The sequence below is a fragment of the Pseudomonas chlororaphis subsp. chlororaphis genome, from assembly GCF_003945765.1.
In the GTDB taxonomy this organism is placed as follows: domain Bacteria; phylum Pseudomonadota; class Gammaproteobacteria; order Pseudomonadales; family Pseudomonadaceae; genus Aquipseudomonas; species Aquipseudomonas chlororaphis.
The window spans coordinates 2,614,746-2,633,296 of record NZ_CP027712.1; the positions used below are offsets into that span (position 1 = coordinate 2,614,746).

An 18,551-nucleotide genomic window follows, 5' to 3' on the forward strand; every position below is an offset into this window, starting at 1 on the left:
CGAACGGGAGAGATTATGAACATCAAATTACCTTCATCCGATCGCCTGAACCCGATCAACTTCAGCCTGACCCGTCCGGATCTGTTCGAAGCCCACAGCCGGCTTCCGCGGGCGTCGTGGTTCGTCTGGCTGACCTTCGCCGGTCTCGCCTTGCTGCTGGTCTGGGCGTACTGCTTCACCCTCGACGAGGTCTCCAGCGGCACCGGGAAAGTGATTCCCAGCTCGCGCGAGCAGGTCATTCAATCCCTGGAAGGCGGGATCGTGGCGCAACTCAACGTCAAGGAAGGCGACGTGGTGCAGGCCGGGCAAGTGCTTGCGCAACTGGACCGCACCCGTTCCGAGTCGTCGGTGGATGAAAGTTCTTCCCGGGCCCGCGCCGCTCTGGCAACGGCTAGCCGCTTGCGGGCGGAAGTGGAAGGTAGCGAGCTGACGTTTCCCGACTACGTCATGGAAGACCCGGCCCTGGTGCGTTCGGAAACGGCGCTGTTCAAGTCGCGCAAGGACAGCCTGGCCAAGAGCCTGGCGGGCATCCAGGAAGCCCTGGCGCTGGTCAGGCGCGAGCTGGCGATGACCGAGCGCCTGGCGAAAATGGGCGCGGCCAGCAACGTCGAAGTCCTGCGCCTCAAGCGTCAGGCCAACGAACTGGAAATGAAGGCCAACGATACGCGCACCCAATACCTAGTGCGTTCGCGCGAAGAACTGGCCAAGGCCAACGGCGAAGTCGAAGCCCAGCAATCGGTGACCCGCGGGCGTGCCGACATGCTGTCGCGCCTGACGGTGGTGTCGCCGGTGCGCGGCGTCGTGAAGGATATCGAGGTCAATACCGTCGGTGGCGTAATTCCACCGAACGGACGACTGATGGTGATCGTGCCGATCGAGGATCAGTTGCTGGTCGAGGCGCGGATCTCGCCGCGGGACGTCGCTTTCCTGCATCCGGGCCAGCGGGCCACGGTGAAGATCAGCGCCTATGACTACGCCATTTACGGCGGCCTGGAAGGCGAGGTGGTGACCATCTCGCCAGACACCATCCAGGACGATGTCAAACGCGATGTCTATTACTACCGGGTCTTTGTCCGCACCCAAAGCGATTCGCTGTTCAACAAAAGCGGCGAAGCCTTCCCGATCTTTCCCGGGATGATCTCCACCGTGGACATCCACACCGGCGGCAAAACCGTTTGGGAGTACCTGGTCAAGCCGCTTAACAGAGCTCGCGAAGCCTTGCGCGAACGTTAAGAGCCGCGTTGTACCCCACTACCTTTTTGCGCACCGGGCTGGCCTTGGGTCAGCCCGGCAAGGAGCTTGTCATGGCTAAAAAAAGAACTCGAAAGTCCGCTATTCCGGCGATCCGCAATTCGGCGCAGCTATTGATCGAAACCGCGAGCAAGCGCGCCAAGGCCCTGCATCAGCAAGGGCGCTACGAAGAGGCGCTCAATGTCTGCCAGCAAGCGATCCGCATGGCGCCCGAACTGACCCAGGCCTGGACCGATGCGGCGGTCAACTGCCTGAAGCTCGAGCGTTGGCAGCAGGCAGTGGGTTATGCCGAACAGGCACTGGCGCGTGGAGGCCGCAGTTTTGCATTGTTCGACGCCTTGTCCCATGGTCATGGTGCGTTGCGGCAATGGGAAGACGTCAGGAAGTACGGCTTGATGGCCTTGCAACTGCGGGATCAGCGTTTCGGCATGACGCCAGCGGCGCCCCATGCGGCACCGGAAATGCCGCCTTTACCTTCCACACAAACCCAGGATAAGAACGTCATTGCATTCTCGTTATTCGGTGCCGACTCCAAGTATTGCGAAACGGCAGTGCTTAACGTGATTGAGCAACCGAAGATCTATCCGCACTGGACGTGTCGCTTTTACATCGACGACAGCGTGCCGCCGAGCGTGGTCGAAAGACTGACCGTGGCCGGCGCGCAAATCGTGCCTGTCGATGAGCAGGCACATGGCTGGCCCGGCCCGATGTGGCGGTTTCTCGCGTTGCAGGATGAGCACCTGCACCGAGTGCTGTTCCGCGATGCCGACTCGGTGATTTCGATCCGGGAAGCCGAGGCGGTGGAGGAGTGGCTGCACAGCGATTGCCGGTTCCACTGCATGCGCGACAGCGGCACCCATACCGAGCTGATGCTGGCGGGGTTGTGGGGCATGGTGGCCGGCGCTTTACCGCCATTGCAGCAATTGACGCAAGCGTTCTTCGGCGCCGCTGTCGAGTCGCGGCACTTCGCGGACCAGTATTTCCTGCGCCAGCACGTCTGGCCTTACGCGCGGCAGAGCCTCATGCAGCATGATTCGATGTTCGGTTTCATGCAGGCACGGACCTTTCCGGGTGGCCCCATGCCGGCCGATTTTCACGTTGGCTATGCCGAAGGTTCGCCGCTGTTCAAGGCCCAGACGGAATGGGCTGATGGCACCCCGGTGCAATGGACATTGCTGCTCAAGCAAGCGGAGCAAGACGTCGTGGTCTGTCGTTATCCTGGCGTGGTGAAGGCGGGGTTGGTGAGCGCGCATATCCCGGCACGGTTTGCCAGGATGATCAGTAGCACGGAGGCAGAGATCAGGTTGATGCGGTCCATATGAAAGGCATGGAGGCGTATAGCTTCTGTAGGCGCGAGGGAGAGAATGGGGCCTGGCACGCGATGAACGATAACTCGGTGGTAAAGACATTCCGCCTCGCGGCCATCGTGGACACGTCGGATCGCCGTCCGCTCGCTCCTACGGCAGGGTGGGCGGCGACCCCGGCTCGTCGAGGTTGTCGATGTGCTTGAAGCGCTCCACCAGAAAGTCGATCAGGCTGCGCACCCGCGCCGACAAGTGCAGCTGTTGCGGGTAGACCGCGTAGACGTCGGCGCGGGTCGGCGTCTGGTCTTCCAGCACCAGGCGCAGGCGGCCGCTGCGCACGTAACGGGCGATGTCCCATTCGGCCCGCAGCAGGATGCCGTAACCTTCCAGGGCCCAGTTCAGGGCCACCTCGCCGTCGTTGCAGCCCAGGGCGCCGCGGACCTTGACGTTCTGCGTGCGCCCGCCGTTGGTAAAGCTCCACACCCCGTAGGGCGTCTCGTTCTGGCGCAGGAAGATGCAGTTGTGCTGCTGCAGGTCTGCCAGGCGTTGCGGCACGCCATGCTTTTGCAGGTACAGCGGCGAGGCGCATAACAGGCGGCGGTTGGAGGCGATCTTGCGCGCATGGAAGGCCGCGTCCGGCAGGCTGCCGAAACGGATGCCCAGGTCGAAGCCGTGGGTCGCCAGGTCCAGCGGGTGGTCGCTGATTTCCAGCTGGATTTCCACCTCGGGGTAGCGCGCGAAGAACGCGGCCAGGGCCGGGCCGATGTAACGCCGGCCGAACCCCAGGGAGGCATTGACCCGGATCAGGCCCTTGGGGGTCGCCCGGCTGCTGCCGAGCAGCTGCTCGACCTCGTCGATCTGGGTCAGGATGCGCGCCGCGTGGGAGAAATACAGCTCACCTTCAGTGGTCAGGCTCATGGAACGGGTGGTGCGGTTGACCAGGCGGATGCCCAGCCGGGCTTCCAGCGCGGACAGGCGCTTGCTCACCGCCGGTGGGGTGACGCCCAGCTCGCGGGCAGTGGCGGCGAGGCTGCCCTTGTTCGCCAGCAGGTAGAAAAACGACAGGTCGAGGCTCGGGTTCATTGGTAACTCAAAGTTATGTATGTAGTGATTTTGAGTAACTCATGGGGCTTTTCTCACTACATATACTCCGCCCACACCCTGTCTGGACAGCCTTGTCCGACAGGCACAACAAGAAGGTAACGAGAAAGGGGTGGACCATGAGTGCATACACAATTGCCACGATCCCGGGTGATGGCATCGGTGTGGAAGTGATCGCCGCGGGCGTCGAGGTGTTGCAGGCGCTGGCGAAGAAGTCGGCCTTCCAGCTGGACTTCAAACACTTTGACTGGAACTCCGACAACTACCTGAAAAACGGCTACTACATTCCTGAAGGCGGCCTGGCGGAGCTGAAGACCTTCGACGCCATCTTCTTCGGCGCGGTCGGCGCCCTCAACGTGCCGGACCATATTTCCCTGTGGGGCCTGCGCCTGCCGATCTGCCAGGGCTTCGACCAGTACGCCAATGTGCGTCCGGCGCGGGTGCTGCCTGGGGTGAAAAGCCCGTTGCACAACGGCGAGCAGATTGACTGGGTGGTGGTGCGGGAAAACTCTGAGGGCGAGTACTCCGGTAATGGCGGCCGGGTGCACCGCGGCCTGCCTGAAGAGGTGGCAACCGAGGTTTCGGTGTTCACCCGGTCCGGGGTCGAGCGCATTCACCGTTTTGCCTTCGAGCTGGCGCAAAGCCGCCCGCGCAAGCACCTGACCCTGGTCACCAAGTCCAACGCCCAGCGCCATGGCATGGTGCTATGGGATGAGATCTTCTATGAGGTCGCCCGGGACTTCCCGGACGTCAGGGTCGACAAGGAACTGGTGGACGCGGTGACCACACGCATGGTGCTGAAGCCGGCGACCCTGGACGTGATAGTCGCCACCAACCTGCATGCCGACATCCTCTCCGACCTGGCGGCGGCGCTGTCCGGCAGCCTGGGCATCGCCCCGACCGCCAACCTCAACCCTGCGCGGCGTTTTCCCTCGATGTTCGAGCCGATCCACGGCTCGGCCTTCGACATCACCGGCAAGGGTGTGGCCAACCCGATCGCGACCTTCTGGACGGCGGCGATGATGCTCGAACACCTGGGCGAAGCGGCCGCGGCCAAGCAACTGATGTCGGCCATCGAGGCGGTGACCGAGAGCGGCCTGCACACGCCTGACCTGGGCGGCACGGCCAGCACCCGGCAGATCACCGACGCGGTGCTCGCCCTGATCAATCGCTGATTCACAGTCGTACTGCGGCACAACGCCAGGGGGCGGGTCGCGATCCGCGCCCCTGGCATTTCCTGACAACAATAAGAATCAGGGCCCTGTGATGAAAAGAATACTTGGCAAACTCTATGTGCAAGTCCTTATCGCCGTGATGCTCGGCGCCCTGGTCGGGGTGCTGGTACCGGAAACCGGCGCCGCGCTGAAACCCTTGGGCGACGCCTTTATCAAGTTGATCAAGATGCTCCTGGCGCCGGTGATCTTCCTCACCGTGGTCACCGGCATCGCCCGCATGGAAAGCATGAAGGAGCTGGGCCGGGTCGGCTTTCGCGCGCTGATCTATTTCGAGGTGGTCTCCACCCTGGCGCTGGTGGTGGGGCTGGTGGTGGTGGACGTGTTCAAGCCCGGCGCCGGCATGAACATCGATGTCGCCAGCCTCGATACGTCCAGCCTGGGCACCTACACCAGCGCCGCCAGGCACGCCTCGTTCATGGACTTCGTGCTCAACATCATTCCCGACACCATCGTCGATGCGTTCGCCAAGGGCAACGTCCTGCAGATCCTGCTGTTTTCCATCCTGCTGGGCATTGCCCTGGCCCAGGTCGGACCGCGGGGCAAGTTCTTCGTCGATGCCCTGGATAGCCTGATGCAGGGCATGTTCCGCATCGTCAACATGGTCATGCGCCTGGCCCCCATCGGCGCGTTCGGTGCCATTGCCTTCACCATCGGCAAATACGGTTTCGGCTCGCTGTTTTCCCTCGGCAAGCTGATGGCCTGCGTCTACCTGACCTGCGTGCTGTTCGTGATCTTCGTGCTGGGGCCGATCTGCCGCTACAGCGGTTTCAGCCTGTGGAAGTTCCTGCGTTTCATCAAGGAGGAGCTGTTCACCGTGCTCGGCACCAGCTCCTCGGAGTCGGTGCTGCCGCAGATGATTTCCAAGATGGAAAAGGCCGGTGTGTCCAAGCCGGTGGCCGGGATGATCATTCCCTCGGGCCTGACCTTCAACCCGGACGGGCAGGCGATCTACTACACCATCGCCGCCATCTTCATCGCCCAGGCGACCAACACGCCGCTGACCCTCACCGATCAGTTGATCGTGCTGGCGGTGCTGATGTTCACCTCCAAGGGCTCGGCGGGGGTCACAGGTTCGGGGTTCATCATTCTGGCGGCGACCCTGGCGTCGCTGGGCACCATTCCGGTGGCGGGCATGGTCCTGCTGTTGGGCGTCGACCGCTTCATGTCGGAAGCGCGGGCGATCACCAACACCATCGGCAACGGGGTCGGCACCCTGGCCATCGCCAAATGGGTGGGGGCACTGGACTCGGCGAAGATGCACAAGGCGTTCAATGGCGAAGTGCAAGAGGCGCAGCCGGCGCCTGACAGCACGCCGCCGGCGAAAGCGGCCGGCACCTTGCTGCCCGGCCTGGAGAAGGCCTCTCGGGCCTAGGCAGCCCTGGTCGCCTACAAGGCCTTGCTCATGAAGATCCGGCTGCTGCCCGCGGGCTCGCAAGGGATCTCGCCGAAGCGTTGCCAGCCGTGTTTTTCGTAGAACGACGGCGCCTGGAAGCTCAGGGTGTAGAGCACGGCCGAGCGGCAGCCGCGGCGCCGGCCTTCGTCTTCGCAGGCTTGCAGCAGTCGGGCGCCGAGGCCCGAGCCGCGCAGGCTGTCGGGCAGGTAGAACAGGTCGATGAACAACAGGCCCAGGGAGGTGCGGCCGCTGATGCCGCCCAGTACCTGGCCGGTTTGCGGGTCCTTGAGTTCCACGGCCAGGGGCTGGCGATCGTTGTAGCCGGTCATCTGTTCGTTGAAGGCGGCGAGGCCCTGGCCGAGCAGGGTTTCGAAGGTGCTGTCGATGGTGTTGCTGATAACGATCAAGGGGCTGGCCGTGACGGCGGGTTTCATAGGGAGCATTCCAGTTCAGGCATCGCGCAACAGGTCGTGGGCGTCGAGCAGACGGTAGGCGATTTCCGGGTTCTTCTCCAGGCCGCGGCGGATCGCGGCGGGGATCGACTGGCGGGTCTTGCGACACAGGCCCGGTAGCTCGTCGAGCTGGATGGCGATGCCGCGCATGCTGCGCACTTCGTTGAAGCTGGGGGCGATCTGCACGCGGATGCCCAGTAGTTCGTACATCCGCCGCTGCATGTGTTCGAGGTCGCTCAGACTTTGCAGGTTCTCCAGCCGCTCGAGCAGGCGCTTTTCCTCCTGGCGGGTCAGGCCGAGGATGCGCAGGTCGGTGCCAGGGGTTTGCAGCAGGCGCTCGCGCTCGCAATCGCAGGCGCCGGGTGGGCAAGGCTGGCGGATCTGGAAATCGGGCATCTATGGACTCCACTCGAAGCGATCGCGGATCGCCGTTGCCCACGGGGTTGCCTGGAAATATACACAGACGGGGCAGGCTGTGGCGCGGGATTCGCCAGCCATGCCGCGGATTTTTTCAAGGCTGCCGGCGCCGCCACAACAGCCGCCCGTAGACCAGGGCGTTGATCAGCAGCACCAGCGCGCCGAGGCCCAGCTGGATCTGCGGCGTCAGCCCGGCCGGGTAGATCAGCGGGATCAGGTAGTGTTCGATGAAACCGTCGCCATACCCCTGCTGGCCGGCGCCGTGGCGCAGGCGGTTTTCCCACTCGGTCAGCGGGCAGGGCAGGTGGAATACTTCGACCGCCACGCCCCAGGTCGCGGCGGGCAGGTGCAGCCAGGCCAGGCGCGGCCACTTGAGCACCAGCAGGCCGCCGAAGAGTACGAACAGGATAAAGGTCAGGTGCAGCGATACCAGGGCGTCAGCGGCGAAGCGGTAGAGCATGTCGAGTCTCGTTGCGGTCAGGGATACAGCAGGGGTTCAGGTTCGCGCGCGGTCGAACCAGCCCAGCGCGGTGCGCCAGATACAGATGCCCAGGAAGTACGCCGACATGGCCAGCCACAAGCCCATCACCCAGGGGCCATTGTAGGGATGGTTGATCACCAGAGATAGGCTGCACAGCAGCCAGATGGCGGTCACCGCGATGTTCACCGGCATGAAGCGGCGCACGCGGAAGGGGTGGAGGAATTTCATCCGGGTCAGGGTCAGCAGCGCCAGGACCACGATGCTCGACAGGCTCAGCCAGGGTGTCGGGGCAAGAATGTACAGCGCCAGGGCCACCACGTTCCAGGCCGCGGGAAAACCGACGAAATAGTTGTCCTTGCTCTTCATGTTGACGTTGCAGAAGCAGAACAGCGACGACACCAGGATCACCGAGGTCGCCAGCAGCGCGCTGTAGTCCGGCAGCGGGATGTAGCGATAGATGAACAGCGCCGGGATGAACACATAGGTCAGGTAGTCGATCACCAGGTCCAGCACCGAGCCGTCGAAATGCGGTAGCACCGACTGCACATTGACCTTGCGCGCCAGCGAGCCGTCGACCCCATCGACGATCAGCGCCACGCCCAGCCACAGCAGGCAGGCCTTGGGCTGGTTGTCGAACAGCGCCAGGGTGGCGAGAAAGGCCGTGACCACGCCGGTCGCGGTGAAACCATGGGCGCCCCAGGCTTTGAGACTGGCGATGTGTCGGGTCGTTATCACGGGCGTTCTCCAGGAAATGAAACCAGCCGTGCGACGCCCCATTGGAAGAAACGGGGGCTTATCGCCAAACCTGGCCAGATTGCATCTATCGACCGGGCAGGCGGCAATAAGGTTCACCCTTGCCCGTGTCTTTGTCAGGCCGCTCATGGACTTGCCCGCGTGCAGCAGGATGCCAAGCCCGTGGCGACTTATAAGACTGTAGCCACAGTTGGCCGGGACGAGCCTTGGCGAAAGCGAATTCCTTCACGGCGCCGGGGAGGCAGGGTGCCCCCCCGGAGCGTTCACTCCCTGTATTGCGTGGCTACATTCCGTTGGCGAAGGGCACGGCGCGGATATCGATGCGCGAGCGCAGGTGCTTCAGCGCGCCGGCGTATTCGGCCAGGACTTCCAGGCTCCAGTCGGCGCGGGCACGCAGGTGGCGTTCTTCAGGCGTGGGCTCGGAATGCGCATTGAATACGCCTTCCACCTGGCGAACGATCAGCTGTTCTGGCAGGTAGCAGATCCGGCAGTTCTTGTAGCTGGAGGCCCGCAGCTCGGCGAGCGGGTAGGCACCACCGAGGCCGGCCGAGACCCCGACCAGCAACGCCGGCTTGTGCCCCAGCTCGGTGTGGCCGGCATACACGAAGAAATTCTTGATGGCCGGGCAGGCCATGCCGTTCCACTCCGGCGTCACCACCACCAGCGCGTCGGCCTGCAGCAAGGTGGCCGAGTACTGGCTCCAGGCGCTGTTCGAGTCCGGGCTTGGCCAGAGCGGCAAGGGCGAGCGCCCGAGGTCAAGCAACGTGACCTGCTCGCAGAGTTTCAGCTGTTGCAGGCGTTGGCCCAGGTAATGGGCGACCTTGGCCGACTGGCTGCCGACTTGGCTGGAGCCGGCGAGCAGCGCGATATGCAGGCTCATTGCACCACCTCCTGCTTGGCTTCGGGACGCGCTGCGGGTTTGGGCGAACGCACCAGCGGCCAGAACAGTTCCTGCTGCCAGCTGATGGGGCGCAAGTCTTCGATGCCATAGGCGATGGGCCGGCGGCGAGTGATTTTCGCGGTGCCGAACAGCACGTCCCAGAAGAACAGCAGATTGCCGAAATTGCCTTTGTAATGGGTCACCCCGTCCTTGGCGTTCAGGCCGTGGTGGGCGGAGTGGGTGGAAGGGGTCGAGATGGTCCGCTCCAGCAGCCACATCAGCGGGCGCAGGGCCGGGATGCGATAGAGCCTGTCGTCCCAGGCGACGCTGCTGTGGGCGGCGAAGATCACCGTCATCTTGACGATCAGGTAGCCGTAGTAGACCGGCGCCAGGCCCAGGTAGATGAGCGCTCCGGAGAGCCAGATGCCCGGCATCAGCAGGTAATAGAAGCTGTTGTTGCGGTAGACGATGCGGATGCTCATGTACGGCGCCGAATGGTGCGCGCGGTGCAGCGCGTAGAGGAACGGCAGGCGGTGGGTCAGGCGATGCCACCAGTACTGGGTCATGTCATCGAGCAACAGGAACAGCGCCGCGCCCGCCACCCAGTGCAAGTCGCCCAGGCTGTTCTTCAGGGACGGCGCGAAGGTGTCGAGCAGCAGGGTGCTGAGGAACATCACCAGGGGGAAGGTGAGGCCCAGCAACAGCGAGGAACCGATGATCTCGATCAGCACATCGCGGCGCTGGCCCTTGGGCTGGCGAAAGCAGGTACAGGCGATTTCCAGGAGGATGAAACCGAGGAAAATCCCGGCCACGACCAGGATTGGATTGTTGGCGAGCATTGTTGTATTCATGGCAATCTCGAGTCAGGCCCGACATGGGCATTGCCCGAACAATAAGAAACCAAGAGCCGCCCGGACCCTATGCGCGAACTGGACAAAAACACTGGCGAAGAGGCCAATCAACCGGTCCGCCGTTTTCACCGGGGCCAGCTCGGCCGGGTGCTGGAACGGGTCCTGCAACGCCAGACCCGCGGCGACCGCCAGGATTACAACCTGCTGGAACTGGAACAGTTGTGGCGCCTGGCGGCGGAGCGCGACCCGGCCATCGGCCTGCACCTGTTCGGCGAATTCACCCCCCAGGACCTGCACGTACTGGCCTACATCTGCCTGTACTGCCCGGACGTGCGCGGCGCCATGCAATGCTGGGCCGACTACGCCGCGCTGGCCTCGGACATGGACAGCCTGAAGCTGGTCAGCGACGGCGATCTGCTCGGCGTCGAACTGTGCATCGACGCGCCCGCCAGGCTGACCCGCTACGTGGTCGAGCATTACTGCGTCATGGCCCTGACCCAGATGCGCCACGGCACCGGGCAACCCGTGCAACCGGTACGCGCCTGCTTCAGCCATCCGCGCCCGGCGTACCACGCGCAATACCGCCAGTGGTTCGGCGACAACCTCGAATTCGATTGCCCGCACAACTGCCTGTACTACGACCAGGCCACCTTGCGCCTGCCGCTGCTGACGCGCCACGCCGGCATGCAGGCGTTGTTGCGCAGCGAGCTGGACCGCCGCCTGGCCCAGCGCCTGCAACTGGCCGGCTGGACCGGCAAGGTCGCGGCCTGCATGCGCGACAGCCTGGCCCGTGGCGTGGTGCCGAGCCTGGAGAACCAGGCCGAGGCGCTGTACCAGAGCCCGCGCACCTTGCGTCGGCGCCTGGAGGAGCAGGGCATGACCTTTCGCCAGTTGCTCGATCAGGTCCGCGCCGAGCTGGAGCAACAGCTGGAGTTTCTCGGCGAGAGCCGCGTCCAGGTGGCGGCCCAGCTGGGTTACGGTGATCTCGCGGCATACCTGCATGCGCGCAAGCGCTGGAAGCGCGACTGAATCCATCAGGCTCGCGGCATCACCGCAGGCGTTGCGCGGATTCCTTAAAGGAATCCACTGCATAAAAAACATGAATTTTATTTATCGAATTCGAGCCTGTAGCGTGGCCCCGTCCCTGACCGATGGAGCGCCCCAATGTCCACCCCGCAGCCACTGTCTCCCGCCGAACGCTACTGGCAGCGCAACCTCGCGGTGTGCGCCCTGGGGGCGTTCACCACCATTGTCGCGATGACCCTGCTGCTGCCGTTCCTGCCGTTGTACGTCGAGCAACTGGGGGTCAGCGACCCGGCGGCCATCGTCCAGTGGTCCGGCGTGGCGTTTGGCGCGACCTTCCTGTCGGCGGCGATCACCGCGCCCTTGTGGGGCCGCCTGGGTGACCGCTATGGGCGCAAGCTGATGCTGATCCGTGCCAGCCTCGGCATGGCCGTGGCCATGTCGTTGATCGGCCTGGCGGAGAACGTCTGGCAGTTGGTGTTGCTGCGCCTGCTGGCGGGCTTGCTCGGCGGCTATGCCTCGGGGGCGACCATCCTGGTCGCCACGCAAACCCCCAAGGCGCGCTCCGGCTGGGCCCTGGGCGTGCTGTCTTCGGGGATCATGGCCGGCAGCCTGGCCGGGCCGCTGGTGGGTGGCCTGCTGCCGCCGTTGATCGGCATCCGCAACACCTTCTTCATCGCCGGGGCGGTGATCTTCGTGACCTTCCTGGCCACCACCTTTCTGCTGAAGGAGGCGCCGCGCGAGCCGCGCCCGGCCACGCAAAAGGGCCAGGCGCCGGACAACTCCTGGGCGTCGGTGCAGGACAAGAGGCCGGTGCTGAGTATGTTCGCGGTGGCCTGCCTGCTGATGTTCGCGACCATGTCCATCGAGCCGATCATCACCGTGTACCTGCAGGAACTGCGGGCGGAAAACGTCACCCTGATGGCGGGGCTGGTGATGTCCGCCGCGGCCCTGGGCAGCATTATTTCCGCGTCACAGTTGGGCAAACTGGCCGACCGTATCGGCCACTGGCGGGTGCTGACTGTGTGCCTGGCCGCCGCGGCCCTGCTGCTGATTCCCCAGGCGCTGGTCAGCGCGCCCTGGCAACTGGTGCTGCTGCGCTTTCTCATGGGCCTGGCGTTGGGCGGGCTGTTGCCTTGCATCTCCAGCATCATTCGCCATTCGGTGCCGGAAAACATCGCCGGGCGGATGCTCGGCTACTCGACCTCCAGCCAGTACGTCGGGCAGGTGCTCGGCCCCCTGGCCGGGGGCTTTCTCGGTGGGCACTTGGGCATGCGCACGGTGTTTGTCGGCACCTGCGGCGTCATGGCCTTGTGCGCCCTTGTCACCTGGTGGTTCGGTTCGCTGAAGCGGGCCGTGCCGCTGGCAGGTGAAGCGGGCTAGACCGGGCCGGCGCCACGCCGCGCACTGCGCTCGACCATGGCGACGATGCTGTCGAACAGCTCGTCGCGGGCCTGCTCGCGGCTGATCTCTCCAGTGGCCGCGGCATGGGACAGCGCCTCGGCCGCCCCGAGCATCGCCCGCAGGCCAGCCGTTGCTATGGTCCCGGGCGCCGCGAAGGGGGCGAGGGCGGCGCGGCATTTTTCCAGGAAGATCAGCTCGTACTCCTCCTTGATCCGCGCCAGTTCCGGCGAACTGGCCAGCGCGGCGATCACCCCCGGGATCTCGCGGCCTTGGGTCAACACACAATCGACGTAAGAGCCGGCGATGACCGCCGCGCGGCTGGCCAGGGTCGCTTCGCTGCGGTCCAGGGCGGCGTCCATCAGCAATGTCTGGCGGGCATCGAAGTCCTGGTACAGCGCCGCCAGCAATCCTGCGCGGGTGACGAAATGGTCATAGACCACCGGCTTGGTCACCCCGGCCTGTTCGGCGAGGCGGCCCAGGGTCAGGGCTTCGGTGCCTTCCGCGCCGATCAATTGCCAGGCCACTTCCAGCAACTGTTGCAGGCGCTCTTCGCGGGACAGGCGGCGACGGGGGGGTGAAGCCTCGGAGGGGGTGCTTGACATGCTTATATACCAAAAGTAACTTACTGTTCGTAACTTACCAAAAGTATATAGGGCCTGGTTGCCACCCTCAATCCAATTTGCCTCTATCGGCAGGAGTCTTCGCCATGCATGCGCTTATCGTTGTCGCCCACCATGATCCCCGCTCCCTCAGCCACAGCCTGGCGGCCCAGGTCGCCGAGGGGCTGGGGCCGTCCCACTCGTTCGAGATCGCCGACCTGTTCGCCGAGGCGTTCGATCCACGCTTCAACATCGCCGACCACGCGGTCCATCGCCGGCAGGAACAGCCACCGGCCGACGTGCTGGCCGAGCAGGCGCGCATCGACCGCGCCGATGCGCTGGTGCTGGTCTATCCGGTGTATTGGTGGTCGATGCCGGCGCTGCTCAAGGGCTGGATCGACCGGGTGTTCGCCAACGGCTGGGCATTCGATTTCAACCTCGAAGCCAATCGCTTTGAGAAGAAACTCGGGCATCTGCGGGTGCATCTGCTTGGCGTCGGTGGGGCCGATGCCGGCACTTACGGGCGCCACGGCTACGAGACGGCGATGAAGACCCAGATCGACCACGGGATCTTCGACTACTGCGGGGCGCGGGTGCTGACCTCGGAGCTGCTGCTGGAATCGGAAAGCCAGGATCCGGCGCTGCATCTGCGCACGGCCCGGGCCATCGGTCGCGATCTGTTCAGTCGCGCCAGCACCGCCGCGGCGGTCCAGGCGGGATGAGGGGATAAGGCTCCGCGACGTCCCGGTCGCGGAGCGCAGGACGGCTTTGGCCGTCAGTGCCCGGCGGGCTGCGCCTGTTGAGTGAGGATGGCCCTGGCCAGTTCTTCATCGCTGGCATTGAGGCCTGGGTTTTCCTGGCGGATTTTCTGCAGCACCGACTCCAGGTAGACGCCACGGATGGCGCCACCGCTGGCGACGAAGCTGGAGGCGTCGTCACGGGCGGGAATCACCATCTTGTCGTCCTTGAAGGTCGAGTACAGCGAGGCGGAAACCCCTGCGGAGGTGGCGACATCACCCGCATCGACACGGGCCATGGCTGAACCTGCGGGCAGACAGAGCAACAACGAAGAAACGAGTAATAGGCGGCGCATGAGGGCGTCCTCCGACAGCATGAAGCGAAAAGGAAGTACTACACAATCTAGGATGCGCGACGCAGCCCAGGAGTTCCCCGGGCGCTCGCTGTGCCCGCTGGCCGGGTGTTTTGCAGGGGGTAGCCAGCAGCCCCCGGCATTGCGCCGGGGGCCAGGGTCAATGGGTTGTCAGCTCACCACCCGGTAGCACGGCACATAGGCCGCGCCGCCCGGCAGTTTCATCCGGTGCTGCTGGACGAAGGATTTGAGCAGGTGATCCAGCGGCTGCATGATCGCGGTGTCGCCGTGGATTTCGTACGGGCCGTGCTTCTCGATCAGGCGGATGCCCTTGTCCTTGACGTTGCCGGCGACGATGCCGGAGAACGCGCGACGCAGGTTGGCCGCCAGCTCGTGGGACGGCAGTGCGCGGTCCAGTTGCAGGCTGGCCATGTTGGCGTGGGTCGGGTCGAACGGACGCTGGAAGCCTTCGTCGATTTTCAGCAGCCAGTTGAAGTGGAAGGCGTCGTTGCGTTCGCGGCGGAACTGCTTGACCTCCTTGAGCCCCTCGGTCATCTGCCGGGCGACCTCGGCCGGGTCGTCGATGATGATCTGGTACAGGCTGTGGGCCGCATCGCCCAGGGTCGCGCCGACGAAGGCGTGCAGTTGCTCCAGGTAGGGCGCGGCGCTTTTCGGCCCGGTGAGGATCACCGGGAACGGCAGCTCGCGGTTGTCCGGGTGCATGAGGATACCCAGCAGGTACAGGAACTCCTCGGCGGTCCCTGCGCCGCCCGGGAAGATGATGATGCCGTGGCCGACGCGGACGAAGGCTTCCAGGCGCTTCTCGATGTCCGGCAGGATCACCAGTTCGTTGACGATCGGGTTCGGCGCCTCGGCGGCGATGATGCCCGGCTCGGTGAGCCCCAGGTAACGGCTGCCGCTCATGCGCTGCTTGGCATGGGCGATGGTCGCGCCCTTCATCGGGCCTTTCATCACGCCCGGGCCGCAGCCGGTGCAGACGTCCAGTTTGCGCAGGCCCAGCTCATGGCCGACCTTCTTGGTGTACTGGTATTCCTCGGTGCTGATCGAGTGGCCGCCCCAGCACACCACCATCTTCGGTTCCACGCCCGGGCGCAGGGTGCGGGCGTTGCGCAGCAGGTGGAAGACGTAGTCGGTGATGCCCTGGGAGCTTTCCAGGTCGATGCGCTGGCTGGCCAGTTCGCTTTCGGTGTAGACGATGTCGCGCAGGGCGCTGAACAGCATTTCCCGGGTGCTGGCGATCATCTCGCCATCGACGAAGGCATCGGCCGGGGCGTTCAGCAGTTCCAGGCGCACGCCGCGGTCCTGCTGGTGGATGCGGACTTCGAAATCCTTGTAGGCGTCGAGGATGGTCTTGGCGTTATCGACATGGGCGCCGGTGTTGAGGATGGCCAGGGCGCACTGGCGGAACAGGGCATAGATGCTGCCGGAACCGGCTTCGCTGAGTTGTTGCACTTCACGTTGGGACAAAGTCTCCAGGCTGCCTTTGGGGCTGACCGAAGCGTTGATGACGTGTCTTGAATGCATTCTGGATTCCTTGAAAGCGAGACCACCGGCCCATGCGGGCCCATGGCTTAAGAATAGTGAGCGGCGGGCGGGACGCCGGGAAAACATTCTCCCGGGCTTCACCACGCGAAGGCAAACGGGGCCACCGGAACGTGCGGCGCGTCCGCCACGCTACTTTCTCACAGCTGGTGGTCCGAAGCGAAAGCGGCGTGCATCGCCCTTGGCTATGCTCAGCCCAGTCACCCATAGGGCTGGGGAGCGCAACCCCAGGCCAACAGCATCGGACGGCGGCAACCATGAGCATTCCTTCACAGATCCGCCCCATCGAGGTACCAGCCAACCAGTCCTGTATCACCAGTGAGTTCGAAATCGAAGCCGGGCATCGCTACCGCTTCCTGGTGGAAGGCCTGTGGGCCGATGCCTCGGACCCGCCGACCAAGCCCGAGGGCGTGGCGCACCCGGGCGGCATCCGCGAGGGCTTCGGCTGGGCCAAGCGCTTGCCCGAAGCGGCCTGGATGGCGCTGCTGGTACGGACCAAGGGCCCGGCGGGCCAGTCGCCCTGGCGCCTGCTCGGGCGCGGCGACGGCGTCTGGTCGGACCTGCCGCCGGGGCGCCTGCAGTTCTGCGCCAACGACGTGCCCGGCTTCTACCGGAACAACTCAGGGAAGATGGACGTCAGGGTGATCGATGTCACCCAGGGTGGCTAGCGGGGCTCTTGGCGGGTGCGCAGAGCGGCTTTGGGGCAGGTGTGGGAGCAAGGCGCCTCTGGCGGTGATCCCGCTGCCGCCGGCGCAACCGGCGGTGCGTGGGCGGTCTTGTCCGGCACCTCGGCAGGCCGAGTGAATTTATCGGCCAGGCGCTGCTCATAACTTTAAATGGCGTAATCGCGCCAGGGTTGTGTACGTAGTCAGGGAGCGGCATCCACATGAGCCCAGTTTCATCTGTCAATCCAGGCCAGCCTTGTCGCCTGCTGTTAGTGGTCGAGGACGAGCCGATGATCCTGGAGTTCCTCTGCGAGATCCTGCAGGACGAGGGCTTTGCCACCCAGGCCATGCCCCGCGCGGATGAGGCGCTGCAGTTCCTGGAAAGCCACCCGGACCAGGTGCGTCTGCTGCTGACCGATATCAATATGCCGGGCACCTTGAACGGCGCGGGCCTGGCCAATCGGGTGCGCGAGTGCTGGCCGGAAATGCCGGTGCTGGTGATGTCCGGTTATGAGACGCCGCAGAGTTCCGGCATCCGCTATCCGGTGTCGTTCATCCGCAAACCCTGGACCATCGGGCAGATCCTCGACAGTGTCGACGAGGCGTTGAACAAGGCGGGGAATAGGTAGTTGGGCGGGGCGCTGGCGAGATGAGGAGTGAAGCGGCTTTCGACCACCCAGGACCTTGGGTCCTCGGTGATCGCAAGGGCGGGTGAGCTAGCGGCTCACTCTTTGACGCTCATGAACTCTTTGGCCCAGACGATGTACTCCTCGGGCTGGGTGTAGGTGTGGGCCAGCTCGGTGGCGCTGAGGTCCGAGGCCTGGGTGAAGATCTGCCGCTGTTCGCGCAGGCAGTCGTAGGTGGCCTTGATCGCCGCGAAGTACGCCGCGTGGCCGTCGACGATGATCTTCGCGCCCAGTTGCGCCAGGCGCGCATCGTCGCGCAGCGCCGGGTTGCCGTAGGTCACCAGCATCAAGGGGACCGACAGGTGCTCGGAGATCTGCTCCAGCTGCTCGAAATCCTTGATCCCGACCATGCAGATGCCGTCGGCGCCGGCGCGCTCGTATTGCTGGGTGCGGCTGATGATTTCCTGGATCGGCAGGATGGCCGCGTTGGTCCGGGCGATGATCGCCAGTTCCGGGTCGACCCGTGCTTCCAGGGCCGCGCGGATCTTGCCCACGCCTTCGGCGACCGAGATCAGGTCGGTGGACTTGCGCCCGAACTGGGCCGGCAGCAGGGTGTCTTCGATGGTCAGGGCGGCGACGCCGGCGCGCTCCAGTTCGACCACGGTGCGCATCACGTTGAGGGCGTTGCCGTAGCCATGGTCGGCGTCGGCGATCACCGGCAGCTGGGCGACGCGGCCGATGCGGGTGGCCTGCTCGGCGAATTCGCTCAGGGTGATCAGGGCGAAGTCAGGCGCGGCCAGCACCTGCAGCGAGGCGACGGAGCCGCCGAGAATGCCCACTTCGAACCCCAGGTCGGCGGCGATCCGCGCCGACATCGGGTCGAATACGGAGGCGGTGTGAAAGCAGGAGTCTGAAGCGATCAACTCGCGAAAACTACGGCGTAAATCTTGATGAGACAGCCTGGACATACGAACTCCCGGAAGGAGGTAAAAGAGATGCCGACGATAGCGTCGAGTCAAAAATGCAATCGGTCGTCCAGCGCGCCTGTGTAGAAGGGTCGCTGCGAAAACCTGGGCAGATGAAGACGAAGCAAGCAGGTGTGAAACGGCGGGTGACGCCGCACCGGATGGAAAAAGCCAGGCGGGCGCTCTTGTTATGGCCGGGATGAAGGCTATCACGCCGCCGCGGCGAAAATGATGACGAATTCGTATGGGCCCATGCCAGAACGGCATAGGCCATGCCGGTTGTCATGGGCGCCAAGGCGGGTCGACCATGCCGAACAAGAAGGTTCGGTTATCACTGGCATTTATGGGAGCGTCGATCTGTAGCGGCGAGGACGAGAGTACGCAGCGCTTGTCGCAACGCCTCGAGCCAGGGGAAAGGCTCAATAAAATGTCAGAATTTGAGTCCGGGTCTGGACCTTTTCCCCTGATGCGCAATCATTAGGACGTGGATACCCAAAG

General features: G+C 64.3%; 20 protein-coding genes. 9 read left to right on the forward strand and 11 right to left on the reverse strand.

Going from position 1 to position 18,551, the window contains the following annotated elements:
• The first annotated feature begins 15 nt into the window (after window positions 1–15).
• Together C4K27_RS12090 and C4K27_RS12095 are read left to right on the forward strand one after the other, a co-directional pair.
• Window positions 16–1,233, forward strand: coding sequence for a beta-barrel domain-containing protein (locus C4K27_RS12090; RefSeq protein ID WP_053260622.1), 1,218 nt, complete (start codon window positions 16–18; stop codon window positions 1,231–1,233).
• A gap of 8 nt (window positions 1,234–1,241) precedes the next feature.
• Window positions 1,242–2,573, forward strand: coding sequence for a tetratricopeptide repeat protein (locus tag C4K27_RS12095; RefSeq protein WP_249040641.1), 1,332 nt, complete (start codon window positions 1,242–1,244; stop codon window positions 2,571–2,573).
• Between the two features lie 135 nt (window positions 2,574–2,708).
• Here C4K27_RS12095 and C4K27_RS12100 read toward each other — a convergent pair whose 3' ends face one another.
• A complete protein-coding gene (locus C4K27_RS12100; protein ID WP_053260624.1) occupies window positions 2,709–3,638 on the reverse strand; it encodes a LysR family transcriptional regulator in 930 nt (309 codons plus the stop codon).
• Between the two features lie 137 nt (window positions 3,639–3,775).
• On the opposite strand from C4K27_RS12100, the gene C4K27_RS12105 reads away from it, so the two are divergent.
• Window positions 3,776–4,831, forward strand: a complete 1,056-nt coding sequence (locus tag C4K27_RS12105) for a tartrate dehydrogenase (protein ID WP_053260625.1) — start codon at window positions 3,776–3,778, stop codon at window positions 4,829–4,831.
• Between the two features lie 91 nt (window positions 4,832–4,922).
• Window positions 4,923–6,263, forward strand: a complete 1,341-nt coding sequence (locus C4K27_RS12110; RefSeq protein WP_053260626.1) for a dicarboxylate/amino acid:cation symporter — start codon at window positions 4,923–4,925, stop codon at window positions 6,261–6,263.
• 14 nt (window positions 6,264–6,277) lie between these two features.
• On the opposite strand, the gene C4K27_RS12115 is transcribed toward C4K27_RS12110, so the two are convergent.
• The 6 genes from C4K27_RS12115 to C4K27_RS12140 all read right to left on the reverse strand — a co-directional run bounded on the left by C4K27_RS12115 (window position 6,278) and on the right by C4K27_RS12140 (window position 10,118).
• Window positions 6,278–6,718, reverse strand: coding sequence for a GNAT family N-acetyltransferase (locus tag C4K27_RS12115; protein WP_053260627.1), 441 nt, complete (start codon window positions 6,716–6,718; stop codon window positions 6,278–6,280).
• Between the two features lie 15 nt (window positions 6,719–6,733).
• Window positions 6,734–7,132 carry a hypothetical protein gene (locus tag C4K27_RS12120; RefSeq protein ID WP_007924960.1) on the reverse strand — a complete coding sequence of 133 codons (399 nt, stop codon included), beginning with the start codon at window positions 7,130–7,132 and terminating at the stop codon, window positions 6,734–6,736.
• Between the two features lie 115 nt (window positions 7,133–7,247).
• On the reverse strand, window positions 7,248–7,613 hold the full coding sequence (locus C4K27_RS12125; RefSeq protein WP_007924961.1) for a DUF2784 domain-containing protein: 366 nt from the start codon (window positions 7,611–7,613) through the stop codon (window positions 7,248–7,250).
• Window positions 7,614–7,649: 36 nt separating this feature from the next.
• The gene (gene pcsA, locus C4K27_RS12130; RefSeq protein ID WP_007924962.1) at window positions 7,650–8,369 is read right to left on the reverse strand and encodes a phosphatidylcholine synthase; all 720 of its coding nucleotides are present in this window, start codon (window positions 8,367–8,369) and stop codon (window positions 7,650–7,652) included.
• A 301-nt stretch (window positions 8,370–8,670) separates the two neighbouring features.
• Entirely contained in the window at window positions 8,671–9,267 is a 597-nt protein-coding gene (locus C4K27_RS12135) for an NADPH-dependent FMN reductase (RefSeq protein ID WP_053260628.1), read from the reverse strand.
• Window positions 9,264–10,118, reverse strand: a complete 855-nt coding sequence (locus C4K27_RS12140) for a sterol desaturase family protein (RefSeq protein WP_053260629.1) — start codon at window positions 10,116–10,118, stop codon at window positions 9,264–9,266. Before C4K27_RS12140 ends, C4K27_RS12135 begins: the two co-directional genes overlap by 4 nt.
• A 69-nt stretch (window positions 10,119–10,187) precedes the next feature.
• Here C4K27_RS12140 and C4K27_RS12145 point away from each other — a divergent pair, with 69 nt between their 5' ends.
• Window positions 10,188–11,147, forward strand: a complete 960-nt coding sequence (locus C4K27_RS12145) for an AraC family transcriptional regulator ligand-binding domain-containing protein (protein WP_053260630.1) — start codon at window positions 10,188–10,190, stop codon at window positions 11,145–11,147.
• Window positions 11,148–11,282: 135 nt separating this feature from the next.
• A complete protein-coding gene (locus tag C4K27_RS12150; RefSeq protein ID WP_053260631.1) occupies window positions 11,283–12,524 on the forward strand; it encodes an MFS transporter in 1,242 nt (413 codons plus the stop codon).
• On the opposite strand, the gene C4K27_RS12155 is transcribed toward C4K27_RS12150, so the two are convergent.
• The gene (locus C4K27_RS12155) at window positions 12,521–13,147 is read right to left on the reverse strand and encodes a TetR/AcrR family transcriptional regulator (RefSeq protein ID WP_009043262.1); all 627 of its coding nucleotides are present in this window, start codon (window positions 13,145–13,147) and stop codon (window positions 12,521–12,523) included. The two genes, C4K27_RS12150 and C4K27_RS12155, sit on opposite strands and share 4 nt — an antisense overlap.
• A 104-nt stretch (window positions 13,148–13,251) precedes the next feature.
• On the opposite strand from C4K27_RS12155, the gene C4K27_RS12160 reads away from it, so the two are divergent.
• A complete protein-coding gene (locus tag C4K27_RS12160) occupies window positions 13,252–13,866 on the forward strand; it encodes an NAD(P)H-dependent oxidoreductase (RefSeq protein WP_053260632.1) in 615 nt (204 codons plus the stop codon).
• Window positions 13,867–13,919: 53 nt separating this feature from the next.
• Here C4K27_RS12160 and C4K27_RS12165 read toward each other — a convergent pair whose 3' ends face one another.
• Together C4K27_RS12165 and ppnN are read right to left on the reverse strand one after the other, a co-directional pair.
• Window positions 13,920–14,237 (reverse strand): DUF2388 domain-containing protein, encoded by a 318-nt coding sequence (locus C4K27_RS12165; RefSeq protein WP_007924983.1) that lies wholly within the window; start codon window positions 14,235–14,237, stop codon window positions 13,920–13,922.
• 168 nt (window positions 14,238–14,405) lie between these two features.
• Window positions 14,406–15,779 carry a nucleotide 5'-monophosphate nucleosidase PpnN gene (ppnN, locus tag C4K27_RS12170; protein WP_007924984.1) on the reverse strand — a complete coding sequence of 458 codons (1,374 nt, stop codon included), beginning with the start codon at window positions 15,777–15,779 and terminating at the stop codon, window positions 14,406–14,408.
• A gap of 275 nt (window positions 15,780–16,054) precedes the next feature.
• Between ppnN and C4K27_RS12175 the strand changes: the two genes are divergently transcribed.
• Window positions 16,055–16,465 (forward strand): hypothetical protein, encoded by a 411-nt coding sequence (locus tag C4K27_RS12175; RefSeq protein WP_053260633.1) that lies wholly within the window; start codon window positions 16,055–16,057, stop codon window positions 16,463–16,465.
• 218 nt (window positions 16,466–16,683) lie between these two features.
• Entirely contained in the window at window positions 16,684–17,091 is a 408-nt protein-coding gene (locus C4K27_RS12180; RefSeq protein WP_053260634.1) for a response regulator, read from the forward strand.
• A 95-nt stretch (window positions 17,092–17,186) separates the two neighbouring features.
• Here the strand turns inward: C4K27_RS12180 and C4K27_RS12185 are convergent, their stop codons facing one another.
• On the reverse strand, window positions 17,187–18,056 hold the full coding sequence (locus tag C4K27_RS12185; protein WP_009043268.1) for an isocitrate lyase/PEP mutase family protein: 870 nt from the start codon (window positions 18,054–18,056) through the stop codon (window positions 17,187–17,189).
• Window positions 18,057–18,551: the final 495 nt, after the last annotated feature.